The organism is Neobacillus niacini, assembly GCF_048572935.1.
In the GTDB taxonomy this organism is placed as follows: Bacteria; Bacillota; Bacilli; order Bacillales; family Cytobacillaceae; genus Neobacillus; species Neobacillus niacini.
On the sequence record NZ_CP183883.1, the window covers coordinates 2277708 to 2304160 of the forward strand.

Annotated in this window: 25 protein-coding genes, 1 riboswitch and 1 other annotated feature; of the genes, 19 read left to right on the top strand and 6 right to left on the bottom strand. The window is 38.4% G+C overall.

Annotation, left to right across the window (positions count from 1 at the left end; all coding sequences use genetic code 11):
* The first annotated feature begins 170 nt into the window (after positions 1-170).
* A riboswitch (SAM riboswitch) is annotated at positions 171-311 on the top strand.
* A gap of 202 nt (positions 312-513) precedes the next feature.
* Both metK and asnB read left to right on the top strand, forming a co-directional pair.
* Positions 514-1716, top strand: coding sequence for a methionine adenosyltransferase (gene metK, locus ACN6MT_RS10840; protein WP_063255241.1), 1203 nt, complete (start codon positions 514-516; stop codon positions 1714-1716).
* Between the two features lie 198 nt (positions 1717-1914).
* Positions 1915-3807: an asparagine synthase (glutamine-hydrolyzing) gene (gene asnB, locus ACN6MT_RS10845; protein ID WP_419955859.1), complete on the top strand. Its 1893-nt coding sequence runs from the start codon at positions 1915-1917 to the stop codon at positions 3805-3807.
* 762 nt (positions 3808-4569) lie between these two features.
* On the opposite strand, the gene ACN6MT_RS10850 is transcribed toward asnB, so the two are convergent.
* Positions 4570-5082, bottom strand: a complete 513-nt coding sequence (locus ACN6MT_RS10850; protein WP_063252138.1) for a gamma carbonic anhydrase family protein — start codon at positions 5080-5082, stop codon at positions 4570-4572.
* 80 nt (positions 5083-5162) lie between these two features.
* On the opposite strand from ACN6MT_RS10850, the gene ACN6MT_RS10855 reads away from it, so the two are divergent.
* Positions 5163-5966, top strand: coding sequence for an alpha/beta hydrolase (locus tag ACN6MT_RS10855; protein WP_419955860.1), 804 nt, complete (start codon positions 5163-5165; stop codon positions 5964-5966).
* A 19-nt stretch (positions 5967-5985) separates the two neighbouring features.
* Complete coding sequence (locus tag ACN6MT_RS10860) at positions 5986-7068, top strand: tetraprenyl-beta-curcumene synthase family protein (RefSeq protein WP_419955861.1); 1083 nt, start codon at positions 5986-5988, stop codon at positions 7066-7068.
* Between the two features lie 22 nt (positions 7069-7090).
* Here ACN6MT_RS10860 and ACN6MT_RS10865 read toward each other — a convergent pair whose 3' ends face one another.
* Positions 7091-7663, bottom strand: a complete 573-nt coding sequence (locus ACN6MT_RS10865; protein WP_419955862.1) for a class I SAM-dependent methyltransferase — start codon at positions 7661-7663, stop codon at positions 7091-7093.
* Positions 7664-7665: 2 nt separating this feature from the next.
* Positions 7666-8628, bottom strand: coding sequence for a TIGR01212 family radical SAM protein (locus ACN6MT_RS10870; protein WP_063252146.1), 963 nt, complete (start codon positions 8626-8628; stop codon positions 7666-7668).
* A 353-nt stretch (positions 8629-8981) separates the two neighbouring features.
* Between ACN6MT_RS10870 and ACN6MT_RS10875 the strand changes: the two genes are divergently transcribed.
* The 10 genes from ACN6MT_RS10875 to ACN6MT_RS10920 all read left to right on the top strand — a co-directional run bounded on the left by ACN6MT_RS10875 (position 8982) and on the right by ACN6MT_RS10920 (position 17695).
* Positions 8982-9269 carry a YtzC family protein gene (locus tag ACN6MT_RS10875; protein WP_419955863.1) on the top strand — a complete coding sequence of 96 codons (288 nt, stop codon included), beginning with the start codon at positions 8982-8984 and terminating at the stop codon, positions 9267-9269.
* Positions 9266-9445 (top strand): hypothetical protein, encoded by a 180-nt coding sequence (locus tag ACN6MT_RS10880; protein ID WP_063252150.1) that lies wholly within the window; start codon positions 9266-9268, stop codon positions 9443-9445. Before ACN6MT_RS10875 ends, ACN6MT_RS10880 begins: the two co-directional genes overlap by 4 nt.
* 258 nt (positions 9446-9703) lie before the next feature.
* Positions 9704-10531 (top strand): hypothetical protein, encoded by an 828-nt coding sequence (locus ACN6MT_RS10885; protein ID WP_419955864.1) that lies wholly within the window; start codon positions 9704-9706, stop codon positions 10529-10531.
* A 91-nt stretch (positions 10532-10622) separates the two neighbouring features.
* Positions 10623-11147 carry a NapC/NirT family cytochrome c gene (locus ACN6MT_RS10890; protein WP_419955865.1) on the top strand — a complete coding sequence of 175 codons (525 nt, stop codon included), beginning with the start codon at positions 10623-10625 and terminating at the stop codon, positions 11145-11147.
* 2 nt (positions 11148-11149) lie between these two features.
* Positions 11150-12601, top strand: coding sequence for an ammonia-forming cytochrome c nitrite reductase subunit c552 (locus ACN6MT_RS10895; RefSeq protein WP_419955866.1), 1452 nt, complete (start codon positions 11150-11152; stop codon positions 12599-12601).
* 88 nt (positions 12602-12689) lie between these two features.
* On the top strand, positions 12690-12911 hold the full coding sequence (locus ACN6MT_RS10900) for a hypothetical protein (protein ID WP_419955867.1): 222 nt from the start codon (positions 12690-12692) through the stop codon (positions 12909-12911).
* Between the two features lie 141 nt (positions 12912-13052).
* Positions 13053-14240 carry an MDR family MFS transporter gene (locus ACN6MT_RS10905; RefSeq protein WP_419956420.1) on the top strand — a complete coding sequence of 396 codons (1188 nt, stop codon included), beginning with the start codon at positions 13053-13055 and terminating at the stop codon, positions 14238-14240.
* Between the two features lie 135 nt (positions 14241-14375).
* Positions 14376-14600: a binding site (T-box leader), on the top strand.
* A gap of 40 nt (positions 14601-14640) precedes the next feature.
* Positions 14641-17058: a leucine--tRNA ligase gene (leuS, locus tag ACN6MT_RS10910; RefSeq protein ID WP_063252158.1), complete on the top strand. Its 2418-nt coding sequence runs from the start codon at positions 14641-14643 to the stop codon at positions 17056-17058.
* 50 nt (positions 17059-17108) lie between these two features.
* Entirely contained in the window at positions 17109-17414 is a 306-nt protein-coding gene (locus tag ACN6MT_RS10915; protein WP_419955868.1) for a rhodanese-like domain-containing protein, read from the top strand.
* A 95-nt stretch (positions 17415-17509) separates the two neighbouring features.
* Positions 17510-17695, top strand: a complete 186-nt coding sequence (locus ACN6MT_RS10920) for a sporulation protein Cse60 (RefSeq protein WP_419955869.1) — start codon at positions 17510-17512, stop codon at positions 17693-17695.
* An 18-nt stretch (positions 17696-17713) separates the two neighbouring features.
* Here ACN6MT_RS10920 and ACN6MT_RS10925 read toward each other — a convergent pair whose 3' ends face one another.
* A complete protein-coding gene (locus ACN6MT_RS10925; RefSeq protein WP_419955870.1) occupies positions 17714-17893 on the bottom strand; it encodes a hypothetical protein in 180 nt (59 codons plus the stop codon).
* A gap of 147 nt (positions 17894-18040) precedes the next feature.
* On the opposite strand from ACN6MT_RS10925, the gene ACN6MT_RS10930 reads away from it, so the two are divergent.
* The 3 genes from ACN6MT_RS10930 to ACN6MT_RS10940 are packed head-to-tail and all read left to right on the top strand — an operon-like array spanning position 18041 to position 21956.
* On the top strand, positions 18041-19585 hold the full coding sequence (locus ACN6MT_RS10930) for a spore germination protein (RefSeq protein ID WP_419955871.1): 1545 nt from the start codon (positions 18041-18043) through the stop codon (positions 19583-19585).
* 37 nt (positions 19586-19622) lie between these two features.
* Entirely contained in the window at positions 19623-20834 is a 1212-nt protein-coding gene (locus ACN6MT_RS10935) for a Ger(x)C family spore germination protein (protein ID WP_419955872.1), read from the top strand.
* The gene (locus ACN6MT_RS10940; RefSeq protein WP_419955873.1) at positions 20835-21956 is read left to right on the top strand and encodes a GerAB/ArcD/ProY family transporter; all 1122 of its coding nucleotides are present in this window, start codon (positions 20835-20837) and stop codon (positions 21954-21956) included.
* Positions 21957-21958: 2 nt separating this feature from the next.
* Here ACN6MT_RS10940 and ACN6MT_RS10945 read toward each other — a convergent pair whose 3' ends face one another.
* Entirely contained in the window at positions 21959-23239 is a 1281-nt protein-coding gene (locus ACN6MT_RS10945) for an NAD(P)/FAD-dependent oxidoreductase (protein ID WP_419956421.1), read from the bottom strand.
* A 198-nt stretch (positions 23240-23437) separates the two neighbouring features.
* On the opposite strand from ACN6MT_RS10945, the gene ACN6MT_RS10950 reads away from it, so the two are divergent.
* Together ACN6MT_RS10950 and ACN6MT_RS10955 are read left to right on the top strand one after the other, a co-directional pair.
* On the top strand, positions 23438-25060 hold the full coding sequence (locus ACN6MT_RS10950) for a putative polysaccharide biosynthesis protein (RefSeq protein ID WP_419955874.1): 1623 nt from the start codon (positions 23438-23440) through the stop codon (positions 25058-25060).
* 28 nt (positions 25061-25088) lie between these two features.
* The gene (locus ACN6MT_RS10955) at positions 25089-25808 is read left to right on the top strand and encodes a pseudouridine synthase (RefSeq protein WP_419955875.1); all 720 of its coding nucleotides are present in this window, start codon (positions 25089-25091) and stop codon (positions 25806-25808) included.
* A 31-nt stretch (positions 25809-25839) separates the two neighbouring features.
* On the opposite strand, the gene ACN6MT_RS10960 is transcribed toward ACN6MT_RS10955, so the two are convergent.
* A complete protein-coding gene (locus ACN6MT_RS10960; RefSeq protein ID WP_419955876.1) occupies positions 25840-26286 on the bottom strand; it encodes a Dps family protein in 447 nt (148 codons plus the stop codon).
* Positions 26287-26453 lie beyond the last annotated feature (167 nt).

The window sequence follows — 26453 nt, forward strand, 5'->3', positions numbered from 1 at the left end:
AAAGTATAACACATTTAATTGAATAGTCTATACTAATTAGTAAATTTAGGTTGTATTAATAAACCGTAAATTAAAAATGGTAAAATTTCGTATGTTTATCCTAATTTTGCTAAAAAATTCATTGACAATGTTCGACAGCTTCAAGTATGATACTTATTTGAACGGATACTCTCTTATCCTGAGCTGGTGGAGGGACAGGCCCTATGAAACCCAGCAACCTGCTTTATGAGAAGACCATTATATTTATTGGTTCTATTCTCAAGTGCGAAGGTGCTAATCTGACGCAAGGCTTTGACCTTGAACGATAAGAGTGAAAGGACCGGAACAACCTTTCCTCGTAATGGTAAGGTTTTTTGTTTTGTATAAGACCTTTTATCAATAGAGTTATAATAAAAATCCTTTGTTTATTTCATACTAAGGGAATGAGTACCGTATCAATTTCAGTGGTTCTTGAAGTATACCTGTAACCTTCACATGAACCTTGATTTATCTCATATAAGAGGAGGAAATCAGATGTCAACAAAACGTCGTTTGTTCACTTCTGAGTCAGTTACGGAAGGTCATCCAGATAAAATCTGTGACCAAATATCTGATTCGATTTTAGATGCGATTTTAGCAAAGGATGCAAATGCTCGTGTTGCAGCTGAAACATCAGTTACAACCGGGTTAGTATTAGTTGCAGGGGAAATTACTACATCTACTTACGTTGATATTCCTAAAATTGTTCGTGAGACAGTTAAAGGTATTGGTTACGATCGTGCAAAATATGGCTTTGATTCCGAAACTTGTGCAGTATTAACTTCAATTGGAGAACAAAGTCCTGATATTGCAATGGGTGTGGATCAGGCACTTGAAGCTCGTGAAGGACTAATGTCTGATGAAGAAATTGAAGCAATCGGAGCAGGGGACCAAGGTTTAATGTTTGGTTTTGCTTGTAATGAAACAAAAGAACTTATGCCTCTTCCGATCTCTCTGGCACATAAGCTTGCTCGTAAGTTAACAGAGGTAAGAAAAGATGGGGTGCTTGAGTACCTTCGTCCTGATGGAAAGACTCAAGTTACGGTTGAGTATGATGAAAATGATAAGCCTGTTCGTATTGATACCATTGTTATTTCAACTCAACATAATCCTGAGGTAACATTGGAGCAAATCCAACGTAATTTGAAGGAATATGTTATTAATCCAGTGGTACCTAAAGAATTAATCGATGAAAATACAAAGTACTTTATCAACCCAACAGGACGTTTTGTTATTGGCGGACCTCAAGGGGATGCTGGTTTAACAGGTCGTAAAATCATTGTTGATACATATGGCGGATATGCTCGCCATGGCGGAGGCGCTTTCTCCGGCAAGGATCCTACAAAGGTTGACCGTTCTGCGGCTTATGCAGCGCGTTATGTTGCGAAGAATATTGTAGCAGCAGGACTTGCTGATAAAGTGGAAGTACAGCTTGCTTATGCAATTGGGGTAGCGAGACCCGTTTCAATTTCGATTGATACCTTTGGAACTGGTAAAGTGACCGAAGATGTATTAGTTGAACTTGTAGGTTCAAATTTTGACCTCCGTCCAGCTGGAATTATTAAAATGTTGGATCTCAGGCGCCCAATCTACAAACAAACAGCTGCATATGGTCATTTTGGCCGTACAGATGTGGACCTCCCTTGGGAGCGTACAGATAAAGCTGATGAATTACGTCAACAAGCAAATACTAAGTAAACCCAATACGGGAGTTGCATTTAATGTAACTCTCTTTTTCATTTCTACGTCTAAGTTTAGGGCAATGTGTTTAGGTGAAAACTATTTGTACCTGAATTTTCCTACCTTTCACACTGCCATTTTTATGTGAATAGTGGTAGGATAGGAGAGTATGTTTTTTAAGTTTTGATATTTAGATTGGAGTAGGTGACGTACATAATGTGTGGTTTTATTGGTTGTGTACACGACAAGGAACAAAACTATCGTGATGAACAAAAACAACAATTCAAAAATATGAACGATATTATAACCCATCGTGGACCTGATGATGATGGCTTTTATTATGATGGTCATATTCAATTCGGTTTTCGCCGTTTAAGTATTATTGATATTGAATGTGGGCATCAGCCATTAACGTATGAAAATGAGCGCTATTGGATTATTTTTAATGGTGAAGTTTATAACTACCTAGAACTTCGTGAAGAATTGCTCAAAGAGGGCTTACAATTTGTAACTAACTCTGATACAGAAGTTATTATTGCCTTGTATAGTCATTTGAAAGAAAAAGCGGTTGAAAAATTGCGCGGGATGTTTGCCTTTACCATTTGGGATAAACAAGAACAAACAGTGTTTGGTGCAAGGGATCCTTTCGGGATTAAACCATACTTCTATTTTGAGGATGGGGAAAGGACGTTTTTTGCTTCAGAGAAGAAGAGTATCCTTCTAGCACTAGAAAACGATGTTTTAGATTATGATTCTCTGCAGCATTATTTAACGTATCAATTTGTTCCTGAACCAAATACGATGTCAAAAGGCATTCATAAGTTAGAGCCTGGACATTATTTTACAAAAAAAATCGGCTCTCCAATGGAAGTTAAAAAATATTGGAAGGCACATTTTAATCCGGTTCAGAAATCAGAAGCGGCATTTATCAAAGAAATTCAAGAGGTATTAATCGATTCTGTTAAAATGCATATGAGAAGTGATGTTCCTGTTGGTTCATTCCTTTCAGGCGGGATTGACTCTTCGATTATTGCTTCGATTGCTAAACAATTTCATCCTGCCATTAAGACATTTTCAGTAGGTTTCGAGCATAATGGTTTTAGTGAAATCGATGTTGCAAAAGAAACGGCAGATAAACTTGGGGTAGAAAATATCAGTTATGTGATTACTCCTCAAGAATACATGAATGAACTTCCAAAGATCATTTGGCATATGGATGATCCACTTGCAGACCCAGCTGCAATTCCGTTGTACTTTGTGGCACGTGAAGCAAGAAAGCATGTTACGGTTGTTCTTTCTGGTGAAGGTGCGGATGAATTGTTTGGCGGCTACAATATTTATCGTGAACCACAGGATTTAGAAGTGTTTAATAAAATCCCAAGAGTAGGAAAAGTATTACTAAAAGGCATTGCGAACATGATGCCTGAAGGAATGAAAGGGAAGAGCTTTATTGAACGTGGAGTAACTCCTATGGAAGAACGTTATATTGGGAATGCTAAAATGTTCACAGAGGAAGAAAAAAGGGATTTGCTATCTGTTTACCGAGAAGGTATAAATTACTTGGATATCACAAAACCACTTTATGCTGAATCAAAAGGCTATGATCCAGTTGATCGTATGCAATTTATTGATATCCATACATGGATGCGCGGAGATATTTTATTAAAAGCGGATAAAATGACGATGGCTCATTCATTAGAGCTTCGAGTTCCATTTTTGGATAAAGTGGTTTTTGAAGCGGCGTCAAAAATTCCAACTAGCTTGAAAACCGCTAATGGTACAACGAAGTATATTTTACGAAAAGCTGCAGAAGGAATTGTTCCAGAGCATGTATTAAATCGTAAAAAACTAGGGTTCCCAGTGCCGATTCGCCACTGGTTGAAGAATGAAATGAACGAGTGGGCAAAAACGATTATTAGGGAAAGCAACACGGATCATTTATTAAATAAATCTTACGTTTTGAGACTTCTTGAAGACCACTGTCAAGGGAAGGCGGATAACAGCCGTAAAATATGGACCGTGCTAATCTTTATGGTTTGGCACCAGGTTTATGTAGAGGGGAAATATTCCTTTTCAGGACAGAAAGAACTCTTGACTATGAAAAACTAAAAAATTATTAATGGTGTCACTTGTGAGGGGCAAATAGGTTGCAATCTTACCACTTAACTCATAATTTACACTAAAAAAAGAATGGCTCGAAGTTATCTTCAAGCCATTCTTTTTTTTATCGGATAAATACTTTGGTAGATTATAACCTTGTGTCATGTTTTAGTGGTGCAGGTTCGAATAAAGGGAGAGACGAGTCCGAATAGGGAAAGCATTCGGACAAGGCAAGTCAGATTTGAGAGAGACGAGTCCGATTCGAGTAAGCATTTGGACAACGTAAGTCGGATTCGAAAGAGACGAGTCCGAATCGGGCAAGCATTCGGACAAGGCAAGTATTTGAGAGAGACGAGTCCGAATCGGGCAAGTATTTGGACAAGGAGACTCAGATTTCAGAGAGTCATGTCCGAATAAGGCAAGTATTCGGACAACCTGTGTAAGAATCGTGAGAGTCGAGTCCGAATCGGGCAAGCATTCGGACAAGGTAAGTCAGATTTGAGAGAGACGAGTCCGAATCGGGCAAGTATTTGGACAAGGAAAGTCAGATTTCAGAGAGTCATGTCCGAATCAGGAAAGTATTCGGACAAGGCAAGTCAGATTCCAGAGAGTCATGTCCGAATAAGGCAAGTATTCGGACAAGGCAAGTCAGATTCCAGAGAGTCATGTTCGAATAAGGCAAGCAATCGGACAACCCGAATCAGAGAGTCCAGTCCGAATTTGACCCAGTCTGAAAACTGAACTATTTTTTGTGTGTCTGAATTATTCATGTTATTTCTGTAACGACTTATAATATTGAGCCTTCTCTGCATATTCTGTATAGATCCTGTGCATTTCTTTTTTATCGTGCTCATTTAATTCCCTAATAACTTTAGCTGGTCTGCCAAATGCTAATGTATTAGGAGGGATTTTTTTTCCTTGAGGTACAAGACTGCCTGCACCGATAAAAGCACCTTCGCCAATCTCGGCTTGGTCTAGAATAATCGATCCCATACCAATCAATGCCTTCTTTCGTATAATACAACTGTGAAGGATGACCTGATGACCCACGGTTACCTCATCCTCTAAAATTAATGGGTTATTTGGGCTTTGGTGTAGAACAGAGTTGTCTTGGATATTTACTTTTTTCCCGATGACTGTAGGTGCAACATCTCCTCTAATCACAGAGTTAAACCAAACGCTTGATTCCTCACCTATTTCAACATCACCTGTAATGGTGGTAAAATCTGCAATGAAAGCAGAGTCCGCGATTTTGGGGTGTTTATCTTTGTATGGATAAATCATTTAGGTCGCTCCTTTTTGACTGAAATACATATTCATTCTAATATAATACTAAATAGAATATTTTTCTAGGAGGAAAAACTATGTGGAAGTGGGAAGCAGAAGGGGAAGTGAAGGCTGTAATTGTGATCGTTCATGGTGCAATGGAACATCACGGGCGATACGGCTGGCTCATTGAAATGTGGCGCATGTCTGGTTTTCATGTCATAATGGGTGATCTTCCTGGACAAGGCATGACAACAAGATCCCGACGAGGCCATATAGATTCATTTGAAGAGTACATAGATGAAGTCAAGGATTGGATTAAAGCAGCTTATCGTTATGAATTGCCTGTATTTTTATTAGGGCATAGTATGGGGGGCTTAATTGCGATTCGTTTGATACAGGAAGAAAAATTTGACTTGGCAGGAGTCATTCTCTCATCACCATGTCTAGGTTTAGTCCACACTCCTCCGAAAATTTTAGATATATTGTCTTACGGAATTAATGTGGTTTTCCCTTCATTTAAAATGAATTCGGGCTTAACCGTTGAAATGGCTACCAGAAACCAAGACGTGATTGAGGCGGATAGAGATGATAGCCTCTATATCACAAAGGTCTCTGTTAGGTGGTACCGTGAATTAGTAGAGGCCATGAAAGAGGCCTTTCTGTCAATCGAAGGCACAAAGGATGTCCCGATGCTTGTTATGCAAGCCGGGGATGATAAGATTGTTAATAAGATCCCCGTTAAGGAATGGTTCAACCAAGCACCACTATCAGAAAAGCGATTTAAGGAATGGCCAAAGCTTTATCATGAAATTTTTAATGAACCAGAACGGGATGATATTTTTGAATATGCCAAGGATTTTGTTATCAGTCAATTAAAAGCAATAGGGTACATTGTTTAAGAAGGGGAAGGATAGCTCCATGATGCCAATTAGACTCATGTCGAAAGTTTATCGTAAAATTATTCCAGCAGTACATCAAGAGCTAAGGTATTGGAGGTCCCGGGCAGATAGTATCCCTAATGAGGAGCTTAGAATGCAGGCTTTGGCAAGTATTGAACATAAAACCTTTCATTGTGAGGGCGGCGGGATACTTGCTCTTTCCGCTAACGAGGAGTATAAAAAAGCAGTAAAGTTTATCGTTGCGTATCAAACCATTAGTGATTATTTGGATAATCTTTGTGATCGGAGTACCTCACTTGATCCCAAGGACTTTGAAGCCCTCCATGAATCCATGCAAGATGCTCTAACACTTGGCAGCGAACCAAAAAATTATTACCGTTTCCGCGATGATCAGAATGATGGCGGTTATTTAAATGATCTTGCGGAAACGTGCAGATCAGTATTAAAAGATTTAGAGCATTATCACTTAATCAAAGATTACCTATTGGAACTTTGCGAATATTACTGTGACTTGCAAATTCACAAGCATGTTATCCATGAAGAACGTGTTCCCAGATTGGAAAAATGGTTTGAAGTCCATCAAAACAAACTTCCTGACATGGAGTGGTATGAATTTTCTGCTTGTTCGGGTTCAACCTTGGGGATATTCTGTCTGATTTCTTATGCAATGAGAGATGATTTTCATGCCAAGGATGCAGAAAATATTCGTAAAGGATATTTTCCATACATACAAGGCCTTCATATCTTATTAGATTATTTTATCGACCAAGAAGAAGATCGGGAAGGCGGGGACTTGAATTTTTGTTTTTATTATGAAAATCAGGAAACGCTGTTTAAGCGGTTAAGTCATTTTGTCCGTGAAGCAGACCGACATACCGAATTTTTGCCGCATAAAAAGTTTCACCAACTCATAAATCGAGGGCTGTTAGGAATTTATTTATCGGATGGAAAGGTTCGAAAACAGAAAAAGGTGCGAAAACTAGCCAGGGGAATCATAAAGACTGGCGGTATAGTCAGCTATTTCTTTTATATCAACGGACTGGTCTATCGTTCTGTGCAAAAATGGATCCCTTCATTTGTAACAAGACTTATCATAAAATAATAAACCAGGCTGGCAGCCTGGTTTATCTTTTTTCAATTGCAACAATAAAGGGAGGATTATTTTGTTGATTAATAAATCGATACATGAGGACATGCGCTGTTTTCTGATCTATTTCTTGACAATACGTTAGTAAAGCATCTCTCTCAATCGCTCCCTCTGTATGGCCATGGTAGATGACAAGGATAATGATTCCCTCTGGCAACATCATCTCGAGCAATTGTTCAATTGCAGAAATGGTGGTCTCAGGCTTTGTTACAACTGATTTATCACTGCCAGGCAAATAACCTAAATTAAAAATTGCAGCTTTAACCTTTCCGTGGTGTTCAGCAGGTATTAAGTTAGAAAGCTGCTCATGACCTCTATGAAAGATAGTTACGCGGTCCGTCAAACCATGTTGAATTAATCTTTCCTGACTGGTTCGAATAGCGTCCTCTTGTACATCAAAACCATACACGGTGCCATTTTCACCTACGAGATTAGCTAAAAAAAGAGTATCATGACCATTTCCCAGTGTTGCATCAACAACGACATCACCACTAGCAATAGTCATTTGAAGTAATTTCTTTGTATATGGAAGTATCCGATCGAGCTTCATTCTTAGTTCCTCACGATACTCTCATGATAAAATTTCCCCTGATAGCTATCTCTTCTTTTTAGCTCTGCGTCAATGGAATTTAGTACTTCCCACTTGTTCACACTCCACATAGGTCCCACCATTAAGTCAATCGGTCCATCCCCAGTAATACGATGAACAATCATTTCCGGCGGTAAAATTTCTAATTGGTCACAAACTAAATTCACATAGTCCTCTTGAGAAAGAAATTCAAGCATACCTTTCTCATATTGTTTCACCATTGGAGTCCCTTTAAGTAAGTGAAGCAAATGAATTTTTATCCCTTGAACATCAAGCTTAGCAACCTCTCTTGCTGTTTCCATCATCATTTCATATGATTCGAGCGGCAGGCCGTTGATAATGTGAGAACATATACGGATGCCATGTTTTCTAAGTTTATTTACACCCTCAACATAACATTGAAAATCATGGGCACGGTTGATAAGTAATGCAGTACGTTCATGCACTGTTTGCAAGCCAAGTTCAACCCATAGGTACGTTCTTTGGTTTAATTCAGCTAGATATTCAACTACATCATCCGGAAGGCAGTCTGGACGTGTTGCAATCGATAAACCGACTACTCCCTCTTGGTTGAGAACCTTCTCGAATTTTTCACGTAGAACGTCAACCGGTGCATGTGTATTTGTATAGGCTTGGAAGTAGGCCATATATTTGCCATCTTTCCATTTAGTATGCATTTTTTCCTTAATATCAAGGAATTGTGTCTCTAAATCATCGGTGCGGTCTCCAGCAAAATCGCCTGATCCTGCTGCACTACAAAAAGTACAGCCGCCGTGTGCAACCGTACCGTCACGGTTAGGGCAGTCAAAGCCGCCATCTAAAGCAACCTTAAAAACCTTATGTCCAAATTGCTGTCGTAAGTGATAATTCCAGGTATGGTAACGTTTATCGTCAGTAGCATATGGAAAAGGGTTGGTCTGAGTCAATTCAGAAACCTCCTTTTAGTTTTTAGTGTGATAAAGCTATTTGTTGATTTGCACCTGCAGCACAAATCAACAGCCATTTTTTTAAGCATAAAGTCAATTTTATCATGAAAATAAACACTTATCCAACTGAATTGTTTACCAGTAATTATCACGTTATAGGAAAGGGGAGAGAGAACAAAATAAGATATGAAGCACTTTGACTCATTGAGGGAAGTGTTTTACCAAGGCTCTTTAAAGAGCCTGCAAGCTAAATACAAAAGTGCAAAATGACTATTTCCACGTTAAAACCGGCTTTAGGATTTTAACAACAATCTTTAAGAAATAGCCTTTGCCAAAAAAAAGGGGGTCCTTAGATGGCTACTCGTGCTTCAATGGATGCTTTAATGCAGCAATGTGAGGATGTTATTCGTAACGCACAGGATCAATTTAAAGAAAGCAGCCTTCAAGAGCATTACAACAATGATGCATATACACAGGCCTTACAACAGCTAGAGCAAACCTATCAGGATATTGCGAAAATGGCTCATAGTGCCAATGGGCAGCAGCGGGATCAACTCCATCGGATGAGGCTTCAAATTCAACAGCTCCAAAATAATATGATTTTAGAGGGGCAAGCATTTAGAGGAGGAGATCTTTCTTGAAAAAACGATCTAAACAACAAAATCCTGAACAAAAAACCCGCAATGGCAATAACAATCAGGATCTTGAACTTGGTCAGGATGTGGATCTTGTTAAACAATCTAAAAAGAAATATGAAAAATCTGGTGGTCAGCCGGTAAAATCAAAATTTCATCAAGAAAAGGATCAGTCATCTTAATAATTCGCTTCAGACCTTCAACCTGGTGTTGAAGGTCTTTTTAATAATGAAAAAACTATAAAAACACTGTGAAAATAAGGTAAAAACGCCGTTCACAAATTAGAAATAACTCAATATCTTTTTGTGATTTTGGTCACAGAATGGGTTTAAGTATCATGGGATAAATAAAGTATGTAAATTGACTACTAAAAGTTTAGTTCTAATGAGTCTTGTGAATGTATTCACAAAAAGTTCACAATTTGGAAGGAAGTAAGTACCATGAAAAAATTACTGCTTAACATAAATATCCTCCTGTTCTTACTGATATTAAATCCGGTGGTTACCGCCGCAGAAGAGAATCGAAACATTCTGACTTTGGAGGAGCTTTCAATAAAGGTAATGCCAGAATACGCTTACCATCCTAATGATGTTAAGAAAGATCATCCTCCATTATTGATTGGTTATCAAGGAACTATGCGGAATCTCTCGGACCAGCCTCAAAAGGGACATATTGAACTGCCGCTGCCGATGGAAGAACAGAATTTTCGGATTGGCTATGTTGCTGATTATTCAAGTGATTTATCAAAGGTGTATGAAATTGAGTACATAATCAACCAAGAAAAAGGAACTATTTCTTGGACAACAAGTGAAGAGATACAGCCAAATGATGTTTATAAATTCGTTGTTGAATTTTATACCGATACCATAATGGTTGAAAAAGAAAAGAAGGTAGTGTCTTACCAATTTAAAAGCTTTACGAATATTGGCTTGTTCAATGTTTCATTTATAGAACCTCTAAAGGCACAAAATGTAAAAATGGATCCAGAAACAGAAAAGAAAAAGACTCATGCTGACGAAGACGGTGTTCACTCCTATTTCTTTAAAGGATTAAAAGCTGGAGAAGAGAAAAGTTTTACTCTTTCGTATGAGCGTAATGAAACGTCGACTGCAATCGAGATGATGGAAACACAGAAACAACAACCGATTGACAGCGCGGCCAATGAAAAAAGTCCTGCTATCCTTTCTATCGCAGCTGTTAGTGGAGCGGGATTACTAGCTGGTAGTGCATTTATTTATTTTGTGAAAAGTAGGCGCAGGAAGAATTAGCTTAGCAACACATTCTTTTCGGTAATAAGGTACAAAGTACTTTATTCAATAAATTAGAGAGAAAAAGAACTATATTATGGGAGGTGAAAGGATGTTAAAAAAATCGTTTAAAAAATTACTGGCAATTGATAAAAGAGTCTTGATTTTAGGTGCTCTTTTAGCCGGTGTACTCTTTTCCTTTGGGACTGTTAAAACAATGGCTTACCTAGATTCACCAGGTTTTTGTCAAAACTGTCATACAATGAAATCTGTTTATACGTCATTTGTTGATTCTACTCATGCAGAATTACAGTGTAATGACTGCCATTTACCTCATGAGAGTGAGGTAGGGAAGTTATTTTTTAAGGGCCGCGCCGGGATGACACATATTTTTTATAACACCTTGGGTACGGAAGATATACCAGATAGAATTTATGCGACAACACGGACATTGAGAGTTATTAATAAAAACTGTGCAGAATGTCATAAGAGTACTGTAGATAATGTCTCACATGACGCGAAGGAAAACTGTATGTCATGTCACCAGACAGTACCACATGGAAGTGACTTTAAAGATGATACTTATAATCAGCCGCCTAAGTCCGGTGAACTATTAAAAAATAAGGGAGGATTTTAAGAATGAATAGGTTCCGTTATGGGGCATACCTCCTTCTGCTAGTATTTGTTCTGATCGTTACTGGCTGCAGCAATTCCAGTAATGGTGCAAGTGAAAAAACGGCAAGTGCTAAGGAAGTGAAGGGTACGACTGGCCTTTCTAAGGATGAAATAAGCAATGAAGCGTTTAAAGAGATTTTTCCACTTCAATATAATAGTTATATGAAGAATGAGAAGATGGAAGATACTACGTACGGAGGTTCAGTAAAACGCAGTAAGTATGATTCAGATAAAGAGCCATTACTTCCGGTTCTTTTCAATGGTTATGGGTTTGCGACAGAGTATAATGAAGAACGTGGTCATGTTTATGCTCTTGAAGATATTCGTAATGTTAAGCGGATTACGGATAAATCAGTTGGTTCTTGTTATACATGTAAATCAACCGCCGTACCTCAAATGATTGAAGAAATGGGCGACGATTATTGGGGAGCCAACTTTAATCAAGAAATTTGGCCGAAAGGGGAAGCAATGGGACACTCACCAATTGGATGTTCTGACTGCCATGACCCCGAAACTATGGATCTACGTGTGACACGCCCAAGCTTCTATAAAGCCTTAGAAGCGCAAGGAATCGATACTTCTAATCCAACTAAAAATGATATGCGAAGCTATGTTTGCGGTCAGTGTCATGTAGAGTATTATTTTGCAGCAGACAACAGTGAAGTTACATTCCCATGGTCAGAGGGCTTTAAGCCAGAAGACATGTATAAATACTATAATACGGTTGCTAAAGAGGAAGGGTTTGAGAAAGATTGGGTTCACAATATCTCTGGTGCACCAATGTTAAAATCGCAGCATCCTGAATATGAAACACATTCTTCTGGAACTCATGGTAAGGCGGATGTGTCCTGCGCAGACTGCCATATGCCTTATGAGCGTGTAGATGGAAAGAGAAAAATAACCTCACACTATTGGACCTCACCACTCAAAACAATGAATACATCTTGCGGACAGTGCCATGGTGATAGAGATTTAGATAAATTAAAGAATCGTGTAATTGAAATCCAAGAAGCTAACGTGAGTGCACTACATGAGGCACAGGAAATCTCAACAACCGCTCACTATTATATTAATAAGATGATTACTTCTGGAGTCAGCCAAGACAAGATTAAGCAGGCTCAAGAATTTGTACGTAAGGGGCAATGGTTCTGGGATATTATTGCGGCTGAAAACTCTTCTGGATTCCATAATCCTCAAGGTTCGATGGATTCATTAAGGGAATCGATTGTTCAATCAAACAATGCCATTCGCCTAGCAACGGAAGAGCTGGTGAAAAAAGGTGTCAGCATTGAAGAACTTAATGCAGAAATTGAAAAAGTTAAAAAAGCTGTTCAAGCCGAATCGGTAAACGAGGAGAAAAAGGATCATGCTGTAAACAGCTACTTCCCTGCACAGCAGCCAGTGGTAAAAAAATAGACTTATCCACTATTATTCTTGGTCTAATTCTCCCTATGAGAAAATATTTTATAGGGAGAATCCAATCCATAAGAATGGAGAGACCAATATGTTTGTTGTCCATTTCTTTGAAGATAAAAACGAACTATTAAATCAACTGCTTGGAAGGGTCCCTTCTGCGGGAGAAGATGTTGTGATTAAAGGTCGTAAAGGGAAAGTATCTAGCGTTGCATCCATGGATGACGCACACGTTCATGTACACCTTTTCTTTGAAAAGCCTGTCCAAAACAAAAATAAACTAGTAGTTGATAACAAAAAGAAAAAACGATAATGGTAATTAAGATTCCAGAGGTCCTTATAAAGGCCTTTTTTTTATTTTTACAACAATTTAGTAAAGGATTGCGGAGAATCATGAATGGGAATACAATATCTTTTGGAATCCGAAATTAGTGAACGTAAAGGAGCGTTTTTCATGCCGCGTGCGTTATGGCTATTAATTATTGGGATGGCAGTTAATGTAACTGGTAATTCCTTTTTATGGCCTTTAAATACAATTTATATTCATGATCATTTAGGGAAGTCTTTATCGATTGCCGGCGTTGTCTTAATGCTAAACTCAGCAGCAAGTGTAATTGGTAATCTTTATGGAGGCAGTCTTTTTGATAAAATCGGCGGCTATAAATCTATTCTCCTTGGAATATGTATATCCCTTGCAGCTCTTGTAGGGTTAACGTTCTGGCATGGCTGGCCAGAATATATTGTTTTCCTTACCATTATTGGATTTGGTAGTGGGGTCACTTTTCCTGCTATGTATGCGATGGCGGGGATGGTTTGGAAGGAAGGCGGACGTAAAGCATTTAATGCCGTTTATATTGCACAAAACCTTGGGGTAGCGGTCGGTGCCTCACTTGGCGGCATCCTAGCCGATTACTCATTTGAATTAATCTTCCTTGCTAACACCGTTATGTATATGATCTTTTTGCTAATCGCTATTTTTGGCTATAAGGGGATTTCAACTGTTTCGGCTAAACCAGCGAATATCCTTCAGGATACAGCACTTGTAAAAGGGCGAAAAAATCTTTATTCTTTATTGATTTTATGTTTAGGTTATTTGTTATGCTGGGTCGGCTATGTTCAATGGATGACAACAATTGCTTCTTATACACAGGAAATTAACATATCATTATCGCAGTACAGCCTATTATGGACTATTAACGGTGCATTAATTGTTCTTGGCCAGCCATTATTAAATGGCTTGCTTAAGCATCTTGCTGCCACACTTAAGGTGCAAATCTTAATTGGGATTGCTATTTTTATTGTTTCTTTCTTAGTAGCGGGAAATGCTAGCGCATTTTCAGGATTTCTAGTAGCGATGATTATTTTGACGATTGGGGAAATGTTTATTTGGCCTGCTGTACCAACAATTGCGTTTGACTTAGCACCAGAGGGGCGCGAAGGGTTTTATCAGGGGATTGTCAATAGTACTGCTACTGGAGGAAGAATGATTGGACCATTATTAGGTGGAATTCTTGTTGACGTCTATAGTATGTCTGCACTATTTTATGTCTTAATTGCTCTATTCGTTATTGCAATCATAACGACTTTAACGTATGAGCGTATATTGAAAACGGAAAAGAAATTCAAAGTAAAACTATCTTAAACCTATTTTCCGGGCTTCCTTTAAGGAGCCTTTTTTTATGTTTAAAAATAATATGATTGGGTCAAACTGTTTTAGGTAAAAGTTACTTGCATACTGTTGGGAAATTTAATACAATAACCGTAATACTTTTTATAATTAATAACATTGATTAGGAGTAGTAATGATTCATACCTGTCTATAGAGAGTTGACGGCTGGTGCAAGTCAACGGGGTACATCATGAACTCGCCTATGAGTTGCAAACATGAAAGGAACAGTAATGTTTGCCGTATTCCGCGTTAAGGATGAATGAAGCGAGTGTTTACAACACTAATGTGGGTGGTACCGCGGGAAGATACATAGATAATCCTCTCGTCCCTTTTGGGATGAGGGGTTTTTTTATTTTTTTAGGAGGAATAGACAATGAGTTTCGATCATCAGCATATCGAGAAAAAATGGCAACATAAATGGGAAACTGAAAAGACATTTAAAACGAGTGAAGAATTTGATAAACCAAAATTCTACGCATTAGACATGTTTCCCTATCCATCAGGGGCGGGACTTCATGTTGGACATCCAGAAGGTTACACGGCTACAGATATCCTTTCACGGTTAAAAAGAATGCAGGGCTATAATGTTTTACATCCAATGGGCTGGGATGCCTTCGGTTTACCTGCTGAGCAATATGCTCTGGACACAGGAAACGACCCTGCAGAATTTACAGAAAAGAATATTAACACCTTTCGCAGACAAATTAAATCATTAGGTTTCTCATACGACTGGGATCGAGAAGTAAATACAACCGATCCAGAATACTATAAATGGACGCAGTGGATTTTCTTGAAGCTTTGGGAAAAAGGGCTTGCGTACATTGATGAGGTTGCTGTTAACTGGTGTCCAGCACTTGGTACAGTGTTAGCAAATGAAGAAGTCATAGATGGTAAGAGTGAGCGTGGTGGTCACCCAGTTGAACGTAGACCAATGAAACAGTGGATGTTAAAAATTACAGCTTATGGTGATCGTTTACTTGAGGACTTAGAAGAGCTTGACTGGCCAGAAAGTCTTAAAGAAATGCAACGTAATTGGATCGGCCGTTCTGAGGGTGCTGAAGTAACCTTTAACATTGAAGGACATGAAGAAACATTTACGGTATTTACAACTCGCCCAGATACTTTGTTTGGTGCTACGTATGCGGTACTTGCTCCTGAACATTCTTTTGTTGATAAAATCACAACAGGGGAGCAGCGGGCAGCAGTTGATGCATATTTAGATAAAGTAAAAACAAAGAGTGACCTTGAACGAACCGACCTTGCGAAAGAGAAAACAGGAGTTTTTACTGGTGCCTATGCAATCAACCCAGCTAATGGTGAAAAAATGCCAATCTGGATTGCTGATTATGTATTAGTAAGCTATGGCACAGGAGCCATTATGGCGGTACCTGCACATGATGAACGCGACTATGAATTCGCTAAACAATTTGACCTTCCGATTAAGGCTGTTGTTGCAGGGGGAAGTATCGAAACGGAAGCCTATACTGGTGATGGTGAACATATTAACTCTGAATTCTTAAATGGTTTAAATAAAGAAGAAGCAATCACTAAGATGATTTCCTGGTTGGAAGAGAAGGAAATCGGTACAAAGAAAGTAACATTCCGTTTACGTGATTGGCTGTTTAGCCGTCAGCGTTATTGGGGTGAGCCGATTCCAATCATTCATTGGGAAGATGGCACGATGACAGCAATTCCTGAAGATCAGCTGCCACTAACCTTACCGAAAACAACCAATATCAAACCTTCTGGAACTGGTGAATCACCGCTTGCAGTGATAGAGGATTGGGTCAATGTGGTTGACCCTGAAACCGGCAAGAAGGGTCGTCGTGAAACAAATACAATGCCACAATGGGCAGGCAGCTGCTGGTATTATTTACGGTATATTGATCCTAAAAATGATCAAGCACTTGCTTCACCTGAAAAATTAAAGCACTGGCTTCCAGTTGATGTTTACATTGGTGGTGCAGAGCATGCGGTTCTTCACTTACTGTACGCACGTTTTTGGCATAAAGTTTTATATGATATTGGTGTTGTCCAAACGAAAGAACCATTCCAAAAATTATTCAATCAAGGAATGATTTTAGGTGAAAACAATGAAAAGATGAGTAAGTCAAAAGGGAATGTTGTAAACCCTGATGATATCGTTGACAGCCATGGAGCTGATACACTTCGTTTATATGAGATGTTCATGGGACCACTTGATGCTTCTATTGCTTGGTCTACAAATGGTCTTGATGGATCTCGCCGTTTCCTTGATCGAATTTGGCGTTTGATGGTGGAGGAAAGTGGAGATTTAAATCCAAAAATTCAAGAGAATGAAGAAGCTTCTAATTTAGAAAAGGTATACCATCAAACAGTGAAAAAGGTAACCGAGGATTATGAGGGCTTAAGATTTAATACGGCGATTTCACAGATGATGGTGTTTATTAATGAGGCAAATAAAGCAACCGTTCTTCCTAAGCATTATATGGAGGGATTTGTTAAATTACTAGCTCCTGTTGCACCACATATTGCGGAAGAACTTTGGGAAAAGTTAGGTCATAGTGGTACCATTTCTTATGAAACATGGCCTGCTTATGATGAAGCTAAATTAGTTGATGATGAAGTTGAAATTGTTATCCAAGTTAATGGAAAAGTAAAAACTAAGTTAAAAGTACCGACAGATGCCAGCAAGGAAGCATTAGAAGGTATTGCAATGGACGATAATCGAGTGAAGGAACAAATTGAAGGGAAAACCATTCGTAAAGTCATCACCGTTCCTGGTAAACTTGTTAATATCGTAGCTAATTAATTGGGATCCCCCTGGTAGACAGGGGGAAATCAAACATAGGGGTGAGAAAGATGGAAGAAATTCAGGTTATTACACCAGAGGAATTAAAGAAGAAGCTCGAACAAGGGGAGAAACTCGATCTTGTCGATGTTCGTGAGTACGAAGAGGTAGCACAGGGAATGATACCAGGTGCAAAGCATATCCGCATGGGTGAGATTCCTGCTAATCTTGATTATTTTGACAAAGAGAAGGAATATATCTTTATTTGCCGTTCCAGTGCTCGTAGTGGAAATGTCTGTTCCTACTTGCAAGATCAGGGCTATAAAGTTCGTAATATGATCGGCGGAATGCTTGCATGGCCAGGAGATGTAGAATAAACGATTCCATTAGAGGAATCGTTTTTTTTATACATATAATTTTTAATTTTCAGAAAAAGTGGGAAGAATGATAGAAAACCAAAAGGAGGGGTCAAATGATTCAGGTTAAATTGTTCGACCGTGAACACGAAAAAGATTTAGAAAAGGAAATGAACCGTTTTTTAAGGGGACTTGATGAAAAGAAATTGCTCGATATTAAATATAATGTAGCTGCATTACCAGAGGATGAAGAGGAAGATCAAATCTATTGTTTTTCAGCAATGATTATCTATCGGGCTTGACAGCTAGCTGTTAGCCCGTTAGGAGTTTTCTTTTGAGTCAACAGCGTCCGTAACATCTGTTTTTGTTTTGCTACTAGTAATCCTCCAAAGAAACAATGGTCCAATAATGTTAATACTAAAAATTGCCCCAACAACTATCCATAAAAACCACTCCGTATTTAACACATATTCGTAGAACCAATTATGATAAAAGTCCATTATCCCCACAACTCCATTTAAAAACCTTTCATTCCACCATTCTCGGCAGTTGAGTTTATTTTAATACCCAAAATTTGAATATATGAACATTGGTTTGGATATAAAGTGTAACAAGACTAAAATGTCGAAATTTGGAGTCGATTAAGTATGGAAAAGTTTATAGAAGAACTACTTTCAAAAAATTTCACAACAAGTTATCAAGATAATAAACAATTAATACAGGACATTCTCGTAGATAATACAGACTTAAATATTAGAGAATTTTATTTTCACGAGCAGAAGGATATAAAAATTGTTTGCTTTTTTATTGATGGATTGGTTAATGATACAAAAATTGACACAGTTATTGATTCTTTCATCTATCAAGCTCCTATGCTTTTAAGAGATCTGGACGTAACTACCTTATACAATAACTTACCTGATAGGATCATTAAGCATATCCTGCATTCCCATGCCCTTAAATTACTAACTAAGGTCGAGGCAGCTATCGAGGCAATTCTTTCAGGCGATACACTATTCATTATAGATAAATGTAAGGAAACGATTCTTGTCTCGACACGAGGCTGGTCTGAAAGGTCTGTGTCGGAGCCTCAAACAGAACAGGTAGTTATTGGACCCCGAGATGGTTTCACTGAGAATATTAGAACCAATACAGCACTTGTTAGGAGAAGAATAAGAGACCCTCTCCTTTCATTTAAGTCAACGACTGTTGGAAAAAGTTCTAAGACAACCATCAATATTGCTTATCATCGTGGCAAAGTTAAACCGGGTTTAGTAGATGAAGTAATGGAAAGATTGGATAAAATTAAAATTGATGCCATTATCGATTCGGGTTATATAGGAGAACTAATTGAAGATGCGCCATTATCCCCTTTTACCACTGTCCAGACCACCGAGAGACCTGATAAGGTGGCGGCAGCAATTTTGGAGGGCAGGGCTGCTATTTTTGTAGATAATTCTCCTTTTGCAATTATCGTACCTACTTACTTTTGGCAATTTTTACAGGCTAGTGACGATTATTACGCTAGGTATATGGTTGGTTCATTTTTTAGAATGATTCGTTATTTAGCCTTTATTATAAGTCTTGTTTTTACGTCAATCTATGTGATGTTGGTTAGTTTTCACCAAGAAATGATACCTACCTCACTTGCATTAACAATAGCCTCAGGGAGAGATGTTATCCCATTTCCTGTTTTACTAGAAGCATTACTAATGGAAATTAGTTTTGAATTGATGAGGGAAGCAGGATTGCGAATGCCTAAACCAGTGGGTCAAGCTGTAAGTATTGTTGGTTCTTTGGTTCTTGGTCAGGCTGCTGTCCAAGCAGGTCTTGTTTCCCCTTTTATGGTAATTGTTGTCGCTACAACGGGGATAGCTTCTTTTGCAATACCTAATTATACAGCGTCATTTGCAATTAGATTAGTCCGATTTCCTTTATTAATTGCTTCTGGTACGTTAGGATTGTTAGGCTTTTCGGTGGTATTTACATTACTTGCCATTCACGCGCTATCCTTACGCTCTTTTGGTGAATCCTATTTGGCTCCTGTTTCACCTTTTCAGCCATCTGATCAAAAGGACTCCATTATCCGTGTGCCTTGGTGGAAAATGAACACACTTCCTAATTTAGCTAAAGGGAAAAAAGAAGAAAGAACTAATAGAAAGCAAAAGCCACAACCTCCCCCAAAAGAATAATTAATGATAGTTAACAGCTAGTAAAGGAGGGGTCCTATTGTCTCCCAAATTTATTGTATTTTTATCGATATGTACTGTCTTGATGTTAAGCGCGTGTGAAGTAGGAAAAAGAGAATTGGGGGATTTAGCTCTGGTAATGGCTGTAGGGATAGATGAGGGTAAGAAGAAAGGATGGAAAAAAGTAACGATTCAAGTTGTTAGACCTGCTGACGCACGAGGACAAACCGGAGCTCCTTCAGGACAAACCGGTGATCCTATCTGGTCAGCATCTGCAGAAGGAGAAACTATTTTTCATGCCATACGTAACCTATCCACGTTTTCCTCAAGAAGAGTATTTTGGGCACACAACTTTATAATAGTTATTAATGAGGACGTAGCAAGAGAAGGCATAAGGGATATTATTGATTTTTTTACAAGGAACCCAGAACTAAGGATGAGGACATGGGTTGTTGTTACACCTGAAAAAGCTAGTACCGTAGTTTCAACTATGACAGGTTTAGAAACGGTACCTGGGGAGGCATTTGATAAATTATTTAGATACACGCCCATCTCCACACAAGCTCCACGAACCCAAATGATGGAACTTCAGGCAGCCTATCTAAGTGAAAGTTCGGAACCTATTTTAGCTAGAGCCTTGTTAATCAATCGAGGCATTTCAAATAAAAAGCCTGGTCAGGCAGGCTCAGTTGATCAAATTGAACTAGCTGGAGCAGGAGTTTTTAAGGATGATAAATTAGTCGGGATTTTGAAACCAGTGGAAGTGAGGCGGATACTCCCTTTTATTGAACCGCTTGATACAGGGGTGTTAATTTTAAAATGTCCTGACGATAAAGATAAAAAATTGACAGTCGAACTTAAAAATCAAAAGTTCAAGGTAAAACCATCTCTTAAAGATAAAAAACCTGTATTTGATATATATTATGAGACAGATGCAAGTGTTGTAGAAGCAGCCTGTCCAATTTCATTAGATGATAGAAAGAAAGTAAAAGAACTGGAACACCAAATGAATATAACTGTGAAAAAAGAATTAACCGCCGTACTTGATAAGGCTAAAAATGAGTATAAGTCTGATTTTATTGAGCTAGGAAAGGTTTTTTTGAATCATTATCCAGTTGAATGGAGAACAATAGGTCCGAAATGGGAAGAAATTTTCCCCACAGTTACTACAAATATACATATCAAGTCTGAAGTCGTTGACACTGTTTTGTTAAAAAAGCCTACAAAAGAATCAGGAGGTATGTTGAAGTAGATGAAAGTAAGGATTTCCAATGGAATGTTTATGGCGTTAATTATTAATATGGTATATGCGAAGGCAATTGGGTTAACCCAAGGTTCAATGGCTCGTGAAGTAGGATCAGATTTGTGGATTTCCACTATTTTCGCATCCATCCAAGGGTGTATAATGATGATTTTTACGATATTTATCATGCGCCGCTCTCCGGAGTTTAACATTTTTGAACATGGAGAATTGTTACTAGGGAAGTGGTTTGCAAAGTTAATAGGATTAGTCGTATTTTTGTTTTTCGTTGGTGCAACTGGTGCTGTATTCACTACACTAATCTATCATTTAAAGGATTATTTCTTACCAGAAGCCCCTACCTTAATATTTGTTGCTGCAGGCTTAATTATTGGTGTTTACGCATTATATCATGGGATTGAAGTAATTGGGAGAATGGCATTAATTGGCGTATTTTCAATATTAATGTTAAATATCTTAATTATTTTGGGATCCTTAAATCAATTTGATATAAGAGAGCTTATGCCTGTATTCAGGTTTGGACTTGTGTCAGATATTTGGGCAAGCAGACATAATAATACGGATTGGGCAATGGCAACGATGATGGCTATGGTCATTCTTCCAGTAGTAAAAGATAGCACTACCTGGCTGCGTTCAGGGACCTCAGGAATTCTGTTAGGCGGGCTTTTTATTGTTCTATGGCCGATACTAGAGGCGGGAGTGTTAACTGCAGAAGTTACCGGACAATATATTATATCTTGCATGCAAATGGCGAGGAGTGCTGAAATTGGATTGTTTATTCATCGCTATGAAATGATAATGATTGCCTTTTTCTCACTATCAGCTCTTACACAGATAATGATGACCTTTTTTTGTGCTACCATCTCTGTCCAAAAGGTATTTGGTTTGAAAGAGTACAAGCCGATTATTATTCCTGTTTCCCTTGTACTTAGTGCTTGGGGATATTGGATTGTTCTTGACCATCACCGTGCCATCCATTACATTGAAACCTACTGGGTAACCATTGCCATGTCGATTGCTGTTGGGTTACCATTACTATATTTTATATTAGGACTTCTATTTAAAAAGAGATTAAAAGGGTCGACTTCCCATATACAAAACCCCAGTCATTAGGACTAGGGTTTTGTATATGTCTTTTTTGCGGATAACGCCGCGTTTGTCCCAGCAAGTCTCCCTGTTACTAAAGCCGAAGTAATGTTATAGCCACCGGTATAGCCATGGACATCAAGAATCTCACCGCAAAAGTAGAGACCTCCCATCATTTTTGAAGCCATTGTCTGCGGTTCGATTTCTTTCACGGAGACACCCCCGCCAGTTACGAATGCTTTTTCCAGCGGCAAGGTTCCATTTACCTTTATTAAGAATTGTTTACAGCTTTTCGCAAAGGCGCGAATTTTCTCATTTGAAATCGTAGCCCCTTGCTCTGAAGGGTCAATTTCATTTCGCTCCAGCAGAAACAAAAGATAACGTTCAGGGACCAGGCCCTTTAATGTGTTTTTAATGCTTTTTTTTGGCTCACTTTTTACTAGCCTCACGATCTCTTGAAAAAACTCTTCCTCTTTTTTATCTGGGATTACATCCAGACTCATGGTAGCCTCGTTTAACTTCCATTTCTTCATTGCCTTCACCACAAATTGACTGCAGCGGAGGACTGCTGGACCACTAAGCCCAAAATGGGTAAAAATCATATCCATCCTGTGAGTAATAATCGCTTTTCCTTTTGGATTTAGCACACTTAGCTCAATATTCCTTAATGACAAACCTTGGAGAGATTTATTTTTAATAAACGGTTCATTTGAGGTGACCGGCACCTCAGTAGGAAACAGTTCCGTAATGGTATGTCCGGCTTTTTCAGCCCAGACATAGCCGTCTCCAGTTGAGCCGGTATGAGGTACAGATTTACCGCCGACTGCTATGACAACAGCTTTAGCAGATATCTCTTGTCCGTTTTTTAATTTTACCGATGAAACATGACCATCTTTATAAACAACTTCCGCAACCGGGCTATTCGTGTAAACCTTCACCTTAAGCTTTTCTAGCTGGTCCAAAAGTGCATCGACTACTGATTGTGCTTTATCCGAGACCGGAAACATTCTGCCATGGTCCTCTTCCTTTAATTCAATACCTAATTTTTCAAAGAACTTGATTATATCTTCATTACTAAAAATTGAAAAAGCGCTGTATAAAAATTTCCCGTTACCAGGCAAATGTTTAATGATTTCTTCAACAGGGAGACGATTTGTAACGTTACAGCGGCCGCCGCCGGAAATGGCCAGCTTCCTTCCAAGCTTGTCTCCTTTATCAATTAATAGGACGTTTAAACCTTTTTCTCCAGCAGCAATGGCAGCCATTAAACCTGATGGTCCCCCGCCAATTACCACAACATCGTATTGCATACTTCCACCAACTTTATATAAATTCATTTCTTGCACATTCTTACCATTATAAACATATTTTACGAAATTTAGCACGGCTGTTAGTGGCATCGAAGCAAAAAGAGATGTAAACTACTAATAGTGTGCAAAAATGTGTTTACCAAAAGTTTGCTCATACGCGCACAAACTTTTTCTTCACTGGGAAGGGATCCTAATCTTATGTCGTCGAAGCTTATAAGAGGAACGTTTATTTTAACATTGGGTACCATTATATCCAAGGTTCTTGGCTTATTATATGTTATACCCTTTTATCAAATTGTAGGCTCAGAAGGAACAGCGTTGTACCAGTATTCTTACATACCCTACACGATCTTTATTAGTATAGCCACAGCTGGTGTACCGCTTGCTGTTTCAAAATTCATCTCAAAGTATAACGCACTTGAAGAATATGCGGTTGGGCGGAGATTGTTCAAATCTGGACTAGTTATGATGCTTTTAACGGGTATCGTTTCCTTTTTAATTTTGTATTTGTCAGCACCGCTTATAGCTGACATGATCATCTCAGATAAAGATGATGTCGAATCAAGGGTAAACGATATCATCACCGTTATCCGTGCGGTAAGTTTTGCATTGATTGTTATCCCATTTATGAGTTTAATTAGGGGATTTTTTCAAGGACATCAATCAATGGGACCATCTGCTGTTTCTCAAGTGGTTGAACAAATTGTTCGGATTACCTTCACACTTGCAGGAGCCTATATCGTCATAAACTTTTTAAATGGAAGTATAGTAACAGCCGTTAGTGTGGCGACCTTTGCTGCGTTTGTGGGGGCCATTGGCAGTTTAGTCGTTTTATTTTGGTACTGGTATAAACGAAAACCATATTTAGACCAGCTGCTTCAACACGATAAAGGAACTGTACAGGTATCATTAAAGGAAATCTATAAAGAAATTATTATATATGCAGCACCGTTTGTATTTGTTGGGGTTGCCAATCCATTATTTCAAGCCATTGATCAAGTAACTTTTACCCGTGCCATGGAGGAGATTGGTAATAGTTATAAGGCGGCGGAGGCAGCTTTCTCTATTTTAAATTTTGAATCACATAAAATCGTCATTATCCCTGTTTCTCTTGCGACAGGATTCTCATTGGCTCTGGTTCCAAGTATCACGAAGGCATTTGTAGAGGGGGATCGGAAAGCGTTAAAACAGCAATTAAATCAAACCTTTCAGGTCTTATTGTTCTTAACACTGCCGGCAGCGATCGGACTTTCTATATTAGCAGAGCCGATCTACACTATATTTTATGAGCATAAGGAGCTTGGATTCGAAGTACTACGAGCATATGCCCCAGTTGGTATTCTATTTTCATTATTTTTAGTAACGAGTTCCATTCTGCAGGGAATTAATGAACAACGATGGACTGTATTAAGCTTATTAGTAGGATTATTGATTAAATTGTCGCTAAATATTTCTCTCATTACTATGTTTGAAACAAGAGGCGCGGTGTACGCAACGGCCCTTGGCTACATCGGAGCGATTGTGATCCAATTACTTGTTATAAAAAATTATGCAAAATATCCATTCTTATTTGTTTGGAGAAGAAGCTTGTTAATCATTATTTTTGCTGGAATCATGTTGGCAGGAACTGAAATCGTTTATCAGCTGCTATTGTTAGTTCTAACTCCAGAAACAAAGCTTCAATCACTAGTAATGATCATTGCTTGTGCAGGCGTAGGGGCTGTTATCTATTTTTACCTAGGATTAAAATCAGGACTTGTAAACAGACTATTTGGAGACAGGGTTGACCGAATAAAGAAGAAATTAAGATTGACCAATTAAACTCCTAAAAATGAAGGAGGATGACGCTTTGAGAATCGATAAAATGCTCGCTAATTTAGGTTTTGGCAGCCGTAAAGAAGTAAAGCAGCTATTAAAAACCGGAGCTGTTAAGATTGACGACGCGGTCGTGAAAGATCCAAAACAGCATGTAGATACAAATAAACAAAATGTTACCTTAAATGGTGAAGTAATTGAGTATAAAGAATTTATCTATTTAATGATGAACAAGCCTCAAGGCGTACTGTCAGCAACAGAGGACAGTGCTCAGGAAACAGTTATCGATTTATTGGAATTAGAGGACCAAGTGTATGAGCCGTTTCCGGTCGGGAGATTAGACAAGGATACCGAAGGCTTATTACTGATTACAAATGATGGGCAATTAGCCCACAGGCTGTTGTCACCCAAAAAACATGTTCCGAAGACCTATTTTGCGGTGATTGACCAGGAAGTAACACAGGAAGACATAAAGGCATTTGCAGAGGGAGTCACCCTTGATGATGGGTACGAAACAAAACCAGGTGAGCTCAAAATTTTGAAGTCTGGTATTCGTTCAGACATCGAACTGACGATAACCGAGGGGAAGTTCCATCAAGTAAAAAGAATGTTTGAAGCAGTAGGAAAAAAAGTAGTCTATTTGAAGCGAATTTCTATGGGACCATTACCTCTTGATGAGACCCTTGAATTAGGGGAGTATAGAGAATTAACGGATGAAGAAATAGAGCTACTAAGGAATTATCAAGTAAAGTAAAAAGGACAAGGCGACAGTCGCCTTGTCCTTTTTACGCTTGAAGAAAGGATGTTAACATCCAATTATGTTTGCTTAGTTTCTCAATTAATTCTGTGAACATGTCACTTGTTACCTCATCATTCTCGTGTTCGGCAGCCACTTTACCTACCTTTAATTCAGAGATAAGCTGCGAGAAATCATTAACAACATTTTGTACCATCTCTTCTGTGGTCAGGTTCTCAGAAGTTTCTTCAATAGAGGCATATTGGATGTATTCCTTTAATGTTGAAATTGGCTTTCCACCTGCAATTAATAAACGTTCGGCCAATTCATCAATCGTTCCTGCAGCCTCTTCATATAATTCCTCGAATTTCGCATGTAAAGTGAAAAAGTGTGGTCCTTTTACATACCAGTGAAAACGATGGAGCTTTGTGTATAATACATTCCAGTTTGCGAGTTGCTGATTCATCACTTGTTCAAGTGTCAATGTTTGTGTCATCGTTTCATTCCTCCTAATTTCTTATCTGTAATAATTATAACATATATCATTTAAAAGTAAATATTAAATTATAATTATTATAAATAATAGTTGAAGGGAACTTTTATATAAGTAACAATTAAAAAAATGGGTATTATAAAAATATTTACTACTCTGTACGCATTTGA

Bases quoted from the DNA above. Each gene is read 5' to 3' on its own strand.
- metK (WP_063255241.1), top strand. From the start codon at position 514: ATGTCAACAAAACGTCGTTTGTTCACTTCTGAGTCAGTTACGGAAGGT.
- asnB (WP_419955859.1), top strand. From the start codon at position 1,915: ATGTGTGGTTTTATTGGTTGTGTACACGACAAGGAACAAAACTATCGT.
- ACN6MT_RS10850 (WP_063252138.1), bottom strand. From the start codon at position 5,082: ATGATTTATCCATACAAAGATAAACACCCCAAAATCGCGGACTCTGCT.
- ACN6MT_RS10855 (WP_419955860.1), top strand. From the start codon at position 5,163: ATGTGGAAGTGGGAAGCAGAAGGGGAAGTGAAGGCTGTAATTGTGATC.
- ACN6MT_RS10860 (WP_419955861.1), top strand. From the start codon at position 5,986: ATGATGCCAATTAGACTCATGTCGAAAGTTTATCGTAAAATTATTCCA.
- ACN6MT_RS10865 (WP_419955862.1), bottom strand. From the start codon at position 7,663: ATGAAGCTCGATCGGATACTTCCATATACAAAGAAATTACTTCAAATG.
- ACN6MT_RS10875 (WP_419955863.1), top strand. From the start codon at position 8,982: ATGGCTACTCGTGCTTCAATGGATGCTTTAATGCAGCAATGTGAGGAT.
- ACN6MT_RS10885 (WP_419955864.1), top strand. From the start codon at position 9,704: ATGAAAAAATTACTGCTTAACATAAATATCCTCCTGTTCTTACTGATA.
- ACN6MT_RS10890 (WP_419955865.1), top strand. From the start codon at position 10,623: ATGTTAAAAAAATCGTTTAAAAAATTACTGGCAATTGATAAAAGAGTC.
- ACN6MT_RS10895 (WP_419955866.1), top strand. From the start codon at position 11,150: ATGAATAGGTTCCGTTATGGGGCATACCTCCTTCTGCTAGTATTTGTT.
- ACN6MT_RS10900 (WP_419955867.1), top strand. From the start codon at position 12,690: ATGTTTGTTGTCCATTTCTTTGAAGATAAAAACGAACTATTAAATCAA.
- ACN6MT_RS10905 (WP_419956420.1), top strand. From the start codon at position 13,053: ATGCCGCGTGCGTTATGGCTATTAATTATTGGGATGGCAGTTAATGTA.
- leuS (WP_063252158.1), top strand. From the start codon at position 14,641: ATGAGTTTCGATCATCAGCATATCGAGAAAAAATGGCAACATAAATGG.
- ACN6MT_RS10915 (WP_419955868.1), top strand. From the start codon at position 17,109: ATGGAAGAAATTCAGGTTATTACACCAGAGGAATTAAAGAAGAAGCTC.
- ACN6MT_RS10920 (WP_419955869.1), top strand. From the start codon at position 17,510: ATGATTCAGGTTAAATTGTTCGACCGTGAACACGAAAAAGATTTAGAA.
- ACN6MT_RS10925 (WP_419955870.1), bottom strand. From the start codon at position 17,893: ATGGACTTTTATCATAATTGGTTCTACGAATATGTGTTAAATACGGAG.
- ACN6MT_RS10930 (WP_419955871.1), top strand. From the start codon at position 18,041: ATGGAAAAGTTTATAGAAGAACTACTTTCAAAAAATTTCACAACAAGT.
- ACN6MT_RS10940 (WP_419955873.1), top strand. From the start codon at position 20,835: ATGAAAGTAAGGATTTCCAATGGAATGTTTATGGCGTTAATTATTAAT.
- ACN6MT_RS10945 (WP_419956421.1), bottom strand. From the start codon at position 23,239: ATGCAATACGATGTTGTGGTAATTGGCGGGGGACCATCAGGTTTAATG.
- ACN6MT_RS10950 (WP_419955874.1), top strand. From the start codon at position 23,438: ATGTCGTCGAAGCTTATAAGAGGAACGTTTATTTTAACATTGGGTACC.
- ACN6MT_RS10960 (WP_419955876.1), bottom strand. From the start codon at position 26,286: ATGACACAAACATTGACACTTGAACAAGTGATGAATCAGCAACTCGCA.